Genomic DNA, 12392 nt, shown 5'->3' with positions numbered 1-12392 from the left:
TCAATATCGTCCACTTGGATTGCATCTATCCACTTATCTCGTTAGGTTGCCTACGTGACCACGCTCGTCAAGCGCCTGTGGCTGCCCGTCCTCGTCATCGTCGCCGTCGTCGCCGGCGCAGCCACGGTCAGCCAGTTGCGCGCGGTGTTCGGCGCCGACCCGGTGCTGGTGACCCCCGCCGGATCCGCCAAGGCCGAGTCCTTCAACCCGAAGGTGGTGACCTACGAGGTGTACGGCACCGGCAGCACCGGGTTGATCAACTACGTCGACCTCGACGGCATCCCCCAGCGCGTCGAGGACGCCACCCTGCCGTGGTCGCTGACGCTGAGCACGACGGTGCCCGCGGTCAGCGCGAACATTCTCGCCCAGAGCGACGGCGGCACCGTCACCTGCCGCATCCTCGTCGACGGCGAGGTCAAGGAGGAACACACCGCCACCGGCGTCAACGCTCAGACCTTCTGCGTGGTGAAGTCGGCATGAGCGCACACACGGTGACCAAGCGACCCTGGCTGCCGCGCACCCTGCGCACGCTGGCGGTTCCGATCATCCTGGCCTGGGTCGCGCTGATCGTCGCGCTCAATGTTGTTGTGCCGCAGCTCGAAGTCGTCGGCAAGATGCGCGCGGTCTCGATGAGCCCCAACAGCGCACCGGCGATGATCGCGACCAAGGAAGTCGGCTCGGTGTTCGAGGAGTTCGACACCAGCAGCTCGGTGATGATCGTCGTCGAAGGCCAGGAAGACCTCGGCGCCCCTGCCCACGAGTACTACGACCGGATCGTCGCCGACCTGCGCGCCGACACCCTCCACATCCAGCACGTCCAGGACTTCTGGAGCGACTCACTCACCGCGGCGGGCGCCCAGAGCAACGACAACAAAGCCGCCTACGTCCAGGTGTACATCGCCGGCGACCAGGGCGAGACGCTGGCCAACGAATCCGTCGAAGCCGTACGAACTCTCATCGCCGACACCCCCGCACCCGACGGCGTGCAGGCCTACGTGACCGGACCGGCGGCCACCACCACCGACCAGAACGCGGTCGGCGACGCCAGCATGCGCACCATCGAGATGGTCACCTTCGTCGTCATCATCGTGATGCTGCTGATCGTCTACCGCTCGGTGGTCACCACTTTGGTGGTGACGGGGATGATGTTCCTCGGGCTGATGGGTGCACGCGGCATTGTGTCGTTCCTCGGCTACCACGAGGTCTTCGGGCTCACCACCTTCGCCACCAACATGGTCGTGACGCTGGCCATCGCCGCGGCCACCGACTACGGCATCTTCCTGGTCGGCCGCTACCAGGAGGCCCGCCGCCACGGCGAGGACCGAGAGTCGGCCTACTACACCATGTTCGGTGGCACCGCCCACGTCATCCTGGCCTCCGGGATGACGATCGCCGGCGCCACCTTCTGCCTGCACTTCACCCGGCTGCCGTACTTCCAGACGATGGGCATCCCGTTGGCGGTCGGGATGACGTTCGTCGTCGCCGCGGCCGTCACGCTGGGACCGGCGGTCATCTCGGTGGTCACCCGGTTCGGCCGGGTCCTCGAACCCAAGCGGATGACCCGCTCGCGTGGCTGGCGACGGGTCGGCGCGGCCACCGTGCGCTGGCCCGGCGCCATCCTGGTCGCCACGGTCGTCACCTGTCTGGTCGGGCTGCTCGCGCTGCCCGGCTACCACACCATCTACGACGACCGCCTCTACCTGCCCGACGACGTCCCCGCCAACGTCGGCTACGCCGCCGCCGACCGGCACTTCTCGTCGGCGACGATGAACCCCGATCTGCTGATGGTGCAAAGCGATCACGATCTGCGCAACCCCGCCGACTTCCTGGTGATCGACAAGATCGCCAAGGCGCTCGTCGACGTCCGCGGCATCGCCGAGGTGCAGACCATCACCCGGCCGGAGGGCAAACCGATCGAGCACTCGACGATTCCGTACACGTTGAGCGCCAACAGCACCGGCCAGATCATGAACAACGACTACATCCAGAAGATGCTCGACAACACCCTCGAGCAGGCGAACGACATGCAGGTCACCATCGACTCGATGACCAAGATGAAGTCGTTGACCCAGGAGATGTCGGAGATCACCAACCGCATGGTGGAGTCGATGAAGAACACCAGCTCCACCATCGCCGACGTGCGCGACGACCTTGCCAACTTCGACGACTTCTTCCGCCCGATCCGCAACTACTTCTACTGGGAGCCGCACTGTTTCGACATCCCGGTGTGCTGGGCGATGCGGTCGATCTTCGAGAGCCTCGACGGGATCGGCTCGATGTCGGACGACTTCGCCGCGATGGTGCCCGATTTCGAGCAGATGGCCGCGTTGATGCCGCAGATGGTCACCCTCATGGACCCGATGATCGAGACCATGAAGAACCAGAAGCAGATCATGCTGACGCAGTACCAGATCCAGAAGGCCCAGCAGGATCAGACGATGGCGATGCAGGACAACGCCACCGCCATGGGTGAGGCGTTCGATGCCGCGCAGAACGACGACTCGTTCTATCTGCCGCCGGAAGCGTTCGAAACCGCCGAGTTCCAGCGTGGCATCAAGCTGTTCCTGTCACCCGACGGACATGCGGTGCGGTTCACCATCATCCACCAGGGAGACCCGCTGACCGAGGCGGGCACCGCGCGTATCGACGCGTTGAAGGTCGCCGCGGAAGACGCCGTCAAGGGCACCCCTTTGGCCGGCTCGACGATCTACCTCGGCGGCAGCGCGGCGCTGTACAAGGACATGCAGCACGGCGCCGACTACGACCTGCTGATCGTCGCCACCGCGGCGCTGATCCTGATCTTCCTGATCATGGTGCTACTGACGCGGGCCATCGTGGCGGCGGCGGTGATCGTGGGGACGGTGGTGCTCAGTTTGGGTACCTCGTTCGGGCTGTCGGTGCTGTTGTGGCAGCACCTGGTCGGGATCCCGCTGCACTGGATGGTGCTGCCGATGTCGGTGATCGTGCTGCTGGCCGTCGGCGCCGACTACAACCTGCTGCTGGTGTCGCGGATGAAGGAGGAGCTGCACGCCGGGCTGCACACCGGCATCATCCGGTCGATGGCCGGCACCGGTTCGGTGGTGACCGCCGCCGGCATGGTGTTCGCGTTCACGATGATGTCGATGACGGTGTCCGACATGATCGTCATCGGGCAGGTCGGCACCACCATCGGTTTGGGTCTGCTGTTCGACACGTTTGTGGTGCGCTCGTTCATGACGCCGTCGATCGCCGCGCTGCTCGGGCGGTGGTTCTGGTGGCCGCAGCACGTGCGGATGCGCCCGAGGCCGGTGCCCTTCGGCGCTCGCCCCATTGAGACTGCCGCCTTGGCGGGAAAGTTCGAGTAGAGCCCGCCGTCAGCGCAGTCTCAACGCAAGGTAACGCCCGGGCGCCACGCCAGCGCGCCGACCACCAGGCCGACGAACGGGATCGCGGCCAGCACCGTGCTCAAGGCGGCGCTGCCACCGGTCACCAGCGTGAAGTTCGACAGCACCAGCCACAGGCTTCCCAGCAGGCCGAGGATGGCCAACGCCGGTGCGATCCGGGTCTGCCACACCCGCCCGCCGGCGGCGTCCGGATGGCGCAGGAAGTACACCAGAGCGGCCACCGTCGTGGTGAGCAGCAGCAACACCATGCCGACGGTCGCCACCCCGGCCATCGACCCGAAAACCCCTACCAGCGGGTCGATTCCGAGGACCGCGAAGATGCCGACGATCACCGCGGCGGTCGCAGTCTGCACCAGCGACGAGAACGCCGGCGACTGGTGCGTGTCGTGCACCTTCGCCAGCCGCTGCGGCAGCAGCCCTTTGCCGGCCAGCACGAACTGATAGCGCGCGATCACGTTGTGGAACGACAGCACGCAGGCGAACAGGCTGGTCAGCAGCAGCACGTTGACGACATCGCGTCCGACCCGCCCCAGCGTGTCATTCGTCGTGTCCAGCAGCATGTTTCCCTCACCGTCGAGGGTCTGCTGCGCAACTGCCGTCACCTGGTCTGGACCGATCGCCACCACGAACGCCCACGCCGTCACCGCGTAGAACGCCCCGATGATCAGCACCGCGGCATAGGTCGCACGCGGGATGGTGCGTTCCGGGTCACGGGCTTCGTCGCGGAACACCGCGGTCGCCTCGAACCCGATGAACCCGGTCAGCGCGAACAGCACCGCGATGCCCAGCCCGGGCTGCGCGAACACCTCGGGCGTGAACGACGTCAGCGTCAGGCCTGCCGGCCCAGGGTCGGCGACGATCACCAGATCCAGCACCACCACGACGCCGATCTCCAGCGCCAGCGCCACCCCGAGCACCTTCGCCGACAGGTCGATGTGCCGGTAGCCCAGCAGCGCGACGATCGCCATGATCGCGAACGAATAGACCGGCCAAGGGATTTCCGGACCGTTGTAGAATTTCACGGTGTCGCCGATCGCCCAGCCGATGTAGCCGTAGATCCCGACCTGGATCGCGGTGTAGGCGATCAGCGCGACCACCGCGATCCCCTTGCCCATCCGCTGGCCGAGGCCGACGGTGACGTAGGAGAAGAACGCCCCCGCCTCGGGCACGTGCGGCGTCATCGTGACAAAACCGACCGAGAACAGCAGCAGCACCAGCGCGGCGGTCGCGAAACCCACCGGCGCTCCGGCACCGTTGCCCAGTCCCATGCCCAGCGGCATGTTGCCGCCGATGACGGTCAGCGGGGCCGCGGCGGCCACCACCATGAACACGATGCTGACGACGCCGAGCCGGCCGTGCAGCCGACCTTCCTGGGCCGTGATCGTCTGTTCGCTCATCGGGACTCCTGGGTGGGGGTGAGGGCCTGCTGGAGCAGGTGGTGGTCGAGGGCGTGCGCGGTCAGGCCGTTGCGGCCGGTGACGGTGGTGGCGGCGACGAGCGCGTTGACGATCGCCTCTTCGGTGGCCTCGATGGTCAGGTCGAACAGCCGGGTCATCAGTTGTGGTGCGACCATCCGCAGCGGGATCTCGGGCCGCGGTGTGGCCGCGTCCTCGTCCCACGCGTACGGCGGGATGCCGCGGTTGCCGGTGGCGAAGGCGAGCATCAGGTCACCGCTGTACTGCTCACCGGTGCCGCCGATCCGGCTGACCGCCAACCCCGCTCGTTGCGCCAGCCGGGTGCACTGGTGCGGCAGCAGCGGGGCGTCGGTCGCGACGATCACAATGATCGACCCGGAGCCCGGCTCGTACTGCCGCGGCATGTCGGGCAACGGGACGACGTCGGCGCCGATCAACTCTCCCACCGGCACCCCGTTGATCCGGAGGCGTTCACGCCGGCCGTGATTGGCCTGCACCAGCACCCCGACCGTGTAGCTCCCCGTGGCGGTCTCGGTGACCCGCGACGAGGTCCCGATGCCTCCCTTGAAGCCGTGGCAGATCATCCCGGTGCCGCCGCCGACGGCGCCTTCGGCGACGGGACCACCGCGCGCGTCGGCCAATGCGGCCGCAACGTGTTCAGCTCGCACGTGGTGGCCGTTGATGTCGTTGAGCAGCCCGTCGTAGGTCTCCCCCACCACGGGCAGCGACCAGTACATGCCGTCGCCGCGGGCGTCCACCTGGGCGGCGACCAGCGCGTCACGCACCACGCCGACGCTGTGGGTGTTGGTGATGCCGATGGCCGAGGTGAGCTCGCCGGATTCTCGGATCCACTCCAGCCCGGTCATCTCGCCGCTGCCGTTGAGCCGGTGACAGCCCGCGAAAACCGGTTCGGCCCAGATGTCCGCGTGTGGGACGACGACGGTGACGCCGGTGTGGATCGCGGGCGGGCCGTCGTCCTGCAGCGTGGTGTGCCCGACGGCCGCCCCCGCAACATCGGTGATGGCATTGTCCGGCCCCGGCGGGTGTTCGCCGATGACGATGCCGAGATCTCTCGCCCGCACTCGGGGCCTCCAGGTCAGCTAGTTCTTTTCCTAGTTGGAAAATAATGCGCCCAGACTGCGGCCGGCGCAACCCCAACGACAGAATTGGTTCATCAGCGGGTAACCTCGCATCGGATCGAGGCGACGGGAACGGAGTGGTCAACGCGTGGGACGGCCGAACCGACAAATCGAGCGAAGAGCTGAGATCCTCGATGCCACAATCGCTTTGATCGAGCGTCACGACCTGGCGACGCTACGGCTCGCCGATGTCGCCGAGGAACTCGGGCTGACCACCAATGCCGTGCGCTACTACTTCAAGGACATGACCCAGCTGCTCTCCGAGCTGGCGTTGCGGTCCGATGTCCGGTTCTACGACGACCGGCTCGCCGCCATCGAGGAGACCGACGACCCGGCCGCCCAACTGGCGCTGACGATCGCCGCCGGGCTTCCCACCGGACCGGAGGATGCCGAGTGGCGCGCGATCTGGCGTGCCGTGCTGGCCGCCGGATTCGAGCTCGACCAACGCCGCGACGTGCAGGGCATCTATCACCGGCAGGTGGACCTCTACACCCAGATCCTGACCGCCGGCCGGAAGCAGAAGGCGTTTGCGCTCGGTTCCCCGCCGCGCGACATCGCGATGACGTTGATGGCCATGGAGGACTACCTCGGCTACCGCATCGTCGCGCGGGACCCCGCGATGAACCGGCGGACGGCACTGCGGCTGATGCGTCAGTACGCCGAGTTGGCGACCGGGGCGCGGCTGCCGTGAACGGGGGCGTTGAGACTGCGCTCAGGGCGACGAAGTGCGAGTGACCCCCGCCGTCAGCGCAGCCTCAACGCAGAGAGTCAGGCGGCGCGCAGCGCTGAGCGGCGACGCGTCACCCGCTGCTGACGCCGCCGGCGCGGCCGGATCGCAGCGACATCGGCATCCTTGCCGAAGAACCCGTCCGGGAATGCCAGCTTGTGGATAATTCCGAGCGTCGAACCATACTGGTGTACAAGCGATTCCGTGTTGTACGGCAGCCCGTACTTCGCGCACAACGGCCGCACCCGGTCGGCGATCTCGGCGAGGCGGTTGCTCGGCAGGTCGGGGAACAGGTGGTGCTCGATCTGGTAACACAGGTTGCCGCTGGCGAACCCCAGGAAGCGGCCGGCCTTGAAATTGGCCGCGCCCAGCATCTGCCGCAGATACCACTCCGCCCTGGTCTCCGACTGCAACACATCAGGCGTGAACTTCTGGGTGCCGTCGGGGAAGTGCCCGCAGAAGATCACCACATACGCCCACAGGTTGCGCAACAGGTTGGCGACCGCGTTCGCCCCCAGCGTCCGGCGCCAGCGCTTCAGGCTCAGTACCGGCCACAGGACGTAATCCTTGAAGCCTTGGCGCCTGATCTTCCGCATCAACGACTTCAACTCCCGGCCTCGTCCGGGATTCGACTTCGCCAGGTCGACGTCGTGCAGCGCGATGCCCCATTCGAAAGTCAATGCCAGGAAAAGGTTCTGCAGTGGCTGTAACAGATGCTTCCTGCTCCACGGCTGATCCGGCGTCACCCGCATCACGCCGAACCCGAGGTCGTCATCCTCGCCGAGCACGTTGCTGAACACGTGGTGGCGGTAGTTGTGCGAGGACTTCCACTGCGCCGAGACCGCGACCATGTCCCACTCCCACGTGCTCGAGTGGATTTCCGGGTCGTTCATCCAATCCCACTGGCCGTGGGACACGTTGTGGCCGATCTCCATGTTCTCGACGCTCTTCGCGAAGCCGAGCGCGGCGGTGCCCAATGCCCAGCCGGCCTTGGACCGGGTACCGGCGATCAGCAGCCGCGCCGCCACGTCGAGGGTGCGCTGGAACAGGATGGTGCGGCGGATGTAGGTGGCGTCGGCCGCCCCGCGGGACTCCTCGATGTCGCTGCGGATCGCGTCGAGCTCGCTTCCGAGGTTTCTGATGTCCGTGGCGCTGAGATGGGTGTACCGGGCGATGTCGGTGATAGCGATGTCAAATCCTTGGTGTAGATCCAGCGCAGGGGCGTGGATCTCAACCCTGGTACCGAAGTGTGTGCAGACCGGTCGACGCTGCTCGCGGGAGAACACGGGGCGCATCGGCGGGTACTTTCAGAGTACCCGCCAGTAGCATCTGCAAACGCCTGGCGACTACGCCCCAGGCTCCGGCGGCGCGGCCACCGGATGGCGGGTGGTCCTGCCGGTGAGCCGGCGATTGTGCATCGGCTGGCGCACCGTTCTCAAGTGCTCCAAATGCCGGATCAGCTCGTTCTTGGCCTCGTGCAGGGCGCGCGTGAGGTCGGCGCCCGCGGCGACCGCCACCAGGGGCGGGCGGCCGGGCAGTGTGGTGCGCAACGTCACACGCTGCTCCCTGCGGCCGCGGTCCTGCAACGACACCTCGACGCTCACGTCGTTGGCCGATCGGCCCAGATGCGGCCGCAGCGAGGACAACGCCTCCCGCACGTGGGGGCGTTCCTTCGCGACGAACCCCGCGCCGATGTGCACGACGAGCTCAGTGAGGCCGTGTCGGCGTCTGGTGCTCATCGCGACCTCGGCTCGGACATCAGTGCGGGACAGGAGAAAAGCGCCGTGCCTGCTGCAAGGTCGCGATCACGGCGAGCGTCGACTCGGCGCCCTGGTTGAGGTTCACCGCGTCGGCGTGCAATCCGTCGAAGCCGCCGCCGGTCTCCGGGTCCCACATGGGTAGTCCGGCGTCGTTGTCGCCCTGGAACCATGCGGCGGCAGACCGGATGCCCTCGGGCCAGAGCGGGCGCGGGTCGACGGTCGCGGCGCGTGCGCAGGCGTCGGCGAGGCTGGCCACCTCGATCGGCTGCTGGTCGAACGCCGGCCTGGCCTCGCCGGGTCCCCGGCCCCCGTCAGGGGTGGGCGAGAGGTGCCCATCGGCGGTTTCGTAGTTCAGCAACCATTCCAACAGGTCCAGGCCTCTCCGGCGCAGCGCCTCGTCGTCCAGCGCCACCCCAGCGGCGATCATCGCCTCGGCGAGCACCGCGTTGGCGTAGGTGAGTCGTGGCTCCGGCCAAGGCCATTCGGCGTCGTCCGTCGGTTCGGGGAGTCCTGTGACGTAGTCGGTGAGGAGCTTGAGCGCCGTGGCGTGCCCCGGGTCGAAGGTCAGGAGTTCGGCGGCACCGATCGCGGCGAACGCCATCGCCCGCGGATGTGGCGACCTGGCCTCGGCGGCGCGGTCGAACTGGATCACGGCCAGCCGGCGCACCATGCTGACGTCACTGTGGGCGGCGGCGGTCCCGAGTCCCCAGACCGTCCGGCCCCAGTGGTCATCGGTGCTCGGCTGGTCGGTCCAGTGCCCCCCGCTGGTCATCCGGTTGCGGCAGGCGCCGTCGAAGGACTGCGCCTCGTTCAGGAACGTCAACGCCTTGCCGGCAAGGCCGTTCAGCACCCCCGGCGCGTCGGGCTCGCGGGTGGCGACGACGAGCACCCTTGCCATGTCGTCGGTGCAGTAACCGTGCTCCCGACGCCGCTCGGACAGGCAGGCGTGCTCGAAGGTGGCGCGGTGATCGGTCATCGCGAGCAGGTGGGTGAAGATGGGTAGCGCGATGTCGGTCATGCTGCCGCCAACCGGATCGCGACGAGCCGTTGCGCCGCCGTGAGATAGGCGCCCGCGACGACGGGCCACGCCATCGCCGGAGCCAGGTCCCGGGCTTGTGAAGCCATCGAGCCCGCCACCCGCGGGTCGTTGAGCAGCCGGCGCAACGCATCGACGAGCGCGTCGGGGTCGTCGTGACCGACGACGGTGCCCGCGCCGCTGCCGAGCAACTCGATCGCGTGCGGGAAGGCGGTGGCGACGATCGGCCGCCCGCTGGCGATGGAGTCGACCAGCACGCCGGAGGTGACCTGGTCCTTCGAGTCATAGGGCAGCACCACGACGGACGCGGCCTGCATCAGCGCGGTCAGCTGTTGGGGCGTGCGGTACCTGGCGTCGAAGGACACCGCGCCGGCCACGCCGAGGCGCTGGGCCTGCGCGATGAGCCCTTCGCGATACGCGTCACCCTGGGCGGCGAGCACCTTCGGGTGCGTGCGGCCCGCGATCAGGTACTGCGGCTGATGCGGAAGCTCTTTCAGCGACGCCATCGCGTCGATGACCCGCTCGATGCCCTTGCCCGGGCCCAGCAGCCCCCACGTCAGGATGGTCGGACGGCCCGAACGCTTCAGCGCAGTGGTGGTGGGCAGCGCCGCGCCGTGCGGGATGACGGTGACCTTGCGGCGGTCGACGGCGAATCCGGCATACAGCCGCTCCCGCGCCGACTCCGACATCACCACCACCTGGTCGGCGAGTGTCAGAACCTCTTCGAGAACCGAACGTTGGTGCGGTGTCGGATCTTTGAGCACGGTGTGGGCGATCACGATCGCGGGGATGTGCAGCCCCTTCATGATCTGCACGACTTCGTCTCCGTCGGCACCGCCGTAGATGCCGTACTCGTGCTGGATGACGGCGACATCGTTGCGGTTGAGCAGCTCCGACGCCGCCGCGACGGACGGCGCGGAGCCGTTGACGAGCTCACCGACCACCTTGGGGCTGTCGGACGGGGTGCCGTCGGAGATCCGGACGACGTTGACGTCGACGCCCTTGTCCGACAGCCCGCCGCCCAGGGCCGCGCTGAAGGTGGCCAGCCCGCAGGCTGTCGGCGCGTAGGTGCTGAGGATGCCGAAGCTCGGCAGGTAGGAAAAGCTCTGCATCCCGAAGGGAGCGGCCAAATGGTTGACTAACGATGGAGCATTCAAAATTATCCCGACTGGGCTGTTGCCACCGGCTTGACCGGCGTATGTGAAGACTCGGGAAGATCAGCGCGACAGCGCAGAAACTGACCTAAACCGGACTGCTGGGAGTACCAGCTGTTTTCCAGTCTACACCCGTAGTCCCAGGTTGAGGCCGCAACCAGGGCGCCCTCATCTGTCGGACCGCAGAGCTAGTCTCAGGCGCGTCATGGCACGTATGGAGACGCGCATCGCCCGTATCGCTGAGACGACGCTGGCCGAGCAGCAGTTCGTCACGCCCATCGACGTCCTGATCGGCCTCGGCTGGCTGGCACAGCCCAACGTCGAGCGCTGGCAGCGGGGCCGGGTCAGCTCACTCGACCGGTGCGTCCAGGTCGACGCCGACAAGACCGCCGCCGTCCTCGCCGCGTTGGAAACCTGGGCCCGGGACCGCGGCCTGCAGCCATGGGACACCGACTACGGCGATCTGCAGTTCACCGACGGTGGCGAGGCTGCGGCCGAACGCGATTTCCGCACCCGCTGGGCCGCCGCTGACCACCCCGCGCCCGCGGCACCGAAGAAGCGCTCCCGCGAACTGACCGTGATCGCAGCCCTCAGTTCCTGGACCTGCGCCTCCTGCGGCGAGGACGGCGATCTACTCCTGCAGACGAAGGCCGGGCCGCTGTGCCTCGACTGCGCCGACCTCGGGCACCTGGTTTTCCTGCCCTCGGGAGACGCCGCCCTGACCCGCCGGGCCAAGAAGGCCAGCCGGCTGTCCGCCGTCGTCGTCCTCTGGAGCCTGCGCCGCAAACACTATGAACGCCAGGGCATTCTGGCCGAGAACGAGGCCATCGAGCAGGCTGCGCAGCAGTGTCTCGAGGACGCCGACGCCCGTGCGGTTCGCCGCTCACATGATCAAGCGCGTCGCGCCGCGGTGGACGAGAAGTTCCGCGACGACGCCCGCCACCGGGTGCGCGACCGCGTGGACGCGGTCCTCGACACCTGGCGCGCCGGCGTCGTCAACCTGGACTGACCCCGCCGTTGACACTGCGTCCAGGGCGGCAAAATGCGAGTGAACCCCGCCGTGAGCGCAGTCTCAACGCACCGCGAATGTTGGCAATATATGCTCGGTACCAACATCGCCAACATTGGAGGCGCAGTGTCCGTGACGCAGATCGACCTCGACGACGAAGCGCTGGCCGAGGTCATGCGGCTGGCCGGGGTACACACCAAGAAAGAGGCCGTGAACCTCGCCATGCGGGACTACGTGGACCGCTTCCGGCGGATCGAGGCACTCGCCCGTACCCGCGAACAAGCGAAGGCGTGGGACTACGACGGCTGGCGCGCTGCGCGGGCCGATGAGAAGGCCGTCGGGAATTGATCCAGTTCCTGGTGGATTCGTCGGCGGTCTGGCGGCTGCAGCGACAACCCGAACTCACCGAAGTATGGAGCGCCCCCGTGGCCAGCGGCGCGGTCGGCTCGTGCGAACCGCAGCGTGCCGAGTTCCGTCGATCTGCCCGCAACGCCGACGAGTTCGATGAGATGAACCAGATGTTCCGCGACGTCTACCCGGATGTGCCCGTCGCCAAATCCGTGTGGCGGTGGATCGATTCGGCGCAGCACCGGCTTTCAAGCGTCGGCGCGACGCGGGCGCTGTCGGTTGTGGATCTGCTGGTATGCGGGACCGCGGCTGCCCGCGGACTGGTGGTGCTCCATGACGACGCCGACTACGAACTTGCCGAGCGCCACCTACCCGATGTCGCCGTGCGCCGCGTGGTCCCTGCCGACACCCAGCCCTGAGC

Annotated in this window: 10 protein-coding genes and 2 pseudogenes; 6 read left to right on the top strand and 6 right to left on the bottom strand. The window is 67.5% G+C overall.

Going from position 1 to position 12392, the window contains the following annotated elements; genetic code table 11:
• The first annotated feature begins 54 nt into the window (after positions 1-54).
• The gene (locus G6N53_RS09455) at positions 55-480 is read left to right on the top strand and encodes an MmpS family transport accessory protein (RefSeq protein WP_163888242.1); all 426 of its coding nucleotides are present in this window, start codon (positions 55-57) and stop codon (positions 478-480) included.
• The gene (locus tag G6N53_RS09450) at positions 477-3344 is read left to right on the top strand and encodes an MMPL/RND family transporter (RefSeq protein WP_163888241.1); all 2868 of its coding nucleotides are present in this window, start codon (positions 477-479) and stop codon (positions 3342-3344) included. The genes G6N53_RS09455 and G6N53_RS09450 overlap by 4 nt, the downstream gene beginning before the upstream one ends.
• Positions 3345-3364: 20 nt before the next feature.
• On the opposite strand, the gene G6N53_RS09445 is transcribed toward G6N53_RS09450, so the two are convergent.
• Positions 3365-4780 (bottom strand): APC family permease, encoded by a 1416-nt coding sequence (locus tag G6N53_RS09445; protein WP_163888240.1) that lies wholly within the window; start codon positions 4778-4780, stop codon positions 3365-3367.
• Entirely contained in the window at positions 4777-5880 is a 1104-nt protein-coding gene (locus G6N53_RS09440; RefSeq protein ID WP_163888239.1) for a DmpA family aminopeptidase, read from the bottom strand. Before G6N53_RS09440 ends, G6N53_RS09445 begins: the two co-directional genes overlap by 4 nt.
• A 145-nt stretch (positions 5881-6025) precedes the next feature.
• Between G6N53_RS09440 and G6N53_RS09435 the strand changes: the two genes are divergently transcribed.
• Entirely contained in the window at positions 6026-6628 is a 603-nt protein-coding gene (locus G6N53_RS09435; RefSeq protein ID WP_205390340.1) for a TetR/AcrR family transcriptional regulator, read from the top strand.
• Positions 6629-6705: 77 nt separating this feature from the next.
• On the opposite strand, the gene G6N53_RS09430 is transcribed toward G6N53_RS09435, so the two are convergent.
• The 4 genes from G6N53_RS09430 to G6N53_RS09415 form a co-directional block, all read right to left on the bottom strand.
• Positions 6706-7854: a fatty acid desaturase family protein gene (locus G6N53_RS09430; protein WP_163895679.1), complete on the bottom strand. Its 1149-nt coding sequence runs from the start codon at positions 7852-7854 to the stop codon at positions 6706-6708.
• A gap of 156 nt (positions 7855-8010) precedes the next feature.
• A complete protein-coding gene (locus tag G6N53_RS09425) occupies positions 8011-8403 on the bottom strand; it encodes a hypothetical protein (protein WP_237166467.1) in 393 nt (130 codons plus the stop codon).
• 19 nt (positions 8404-8422) lie between these two features.
• The gene (locus tag G6N53_RS09420; protein WP_163888238.1) at positions 8423-9442 is read right to left on the bottom strand and encodes a glycosyltransferase; all 1020 of its coding nucleotides are present in this window, start codon (positions 9440-9442) and stop codon (positions 8423-8425) included.
• A complete protein-coding gene (locus G6N53_RS09415) occupies positions 9439-10572 on the bottom strand; it encodes a glycosyltransferase (protein ID WP_163895674.1) in 1134 nt (377 codons plus the stop codon). Before G6N53_RS09415 ends, G6N53_RS09420 begins: the two co-directional genes overlap by 4 nt.
• A 247-nt stretch (positions 10573-10819) precedes the next feature.
• Here G6N53_RS09415 and G6N53_RS30155 point away from each other — a divergent pair, with 247 nt between their 5' ends.
• From G6N53_RS30155 to G6N53_RS09400, 3 genes and pseudogenes are all read left to right on the top strand, one after another.
• Complete coding sequence (locus tag G6N53_RS30155) at positions 10820-11623, top strand: DUF2293 domain-containing protein (RefSeq protein ID WP_163888237.1); 804 nt, start codon at positions 10820-10822, stop codon at positions 11621-11623.
• Positions 11624-11749: 126 nt separating this feature from the next.
• Positions 11750-11902, top strand: a pseudogene (locus G6N53_RS09405) (type II toxin-antitoxin system VapB family antitoxin); the annotation flags it as partial.
• 97 nt (positions 11903-11999) lie between these two features.
• A pseudogene (locus G6N53_RS09400) lies at positions 12000-12390 on the top strand (PIN domain-containing protein).
• Positions 12391-12392: the final 2 nt, after the last annotated feature.

Origin of the sequence: Mycolicibacterium hippocampi, assembly GCF_010723735.1 — a bacterium.
Lineage (GTDB): Bacteria > Actinomycetota > Actinomycetes > Mycobacteriales > Mycobacteriaceae > Mycobacterium > Mycobacterium hippocampi.
Note: the sequence above shows the minus strand (reverse complement) of the source record. Positions and strands in the feature narration are given on the sequence as shown.

Coding starts and splice junctions, on each gene's coding strand:
- G6N53_RS09450 (WP_163888241.1), top strand. CDS start 477: ATGAGCGCACACACGGTGACCAAGCGACCCTGGCTGCCGCGCACCCTG.
- G6N53_RS09445 (WP_163888240.1), bottom strand. CDS start 4,780: ATGAGCGAACAGACGATCACGGCCCAGGAAGGTCGGCTGCACGGCCGG.
- G6N53_RS09425 (WP_237166467.1), bottom strand. CDS start 8,403: ATGAGCACCAGACGCCGACACGGCCTCACTGAGCTCGTCGTGCACATC.
- G6N53_RS09420 (WP_163888238.1), bottom strand. CDS start 9,442: ATGACCGACATCGCGCTACCCATCTTCACCCACCTGCTCGCGATGACC.
- G6N53_RS09415 (WP_163895674.1), bottom strand. CDS start 10,572: ATGCAGAGCTTTTCCTACCTGCCGAGCTTCGGCATCCTCAGCACCTAC.
- G6N53_RS30155 (WP_163888237.1), top strand. CDS start 10,820: ATGGCACGTATGGAGACGCGCATCGCCCGTATCGCTGAGACGACGCTG.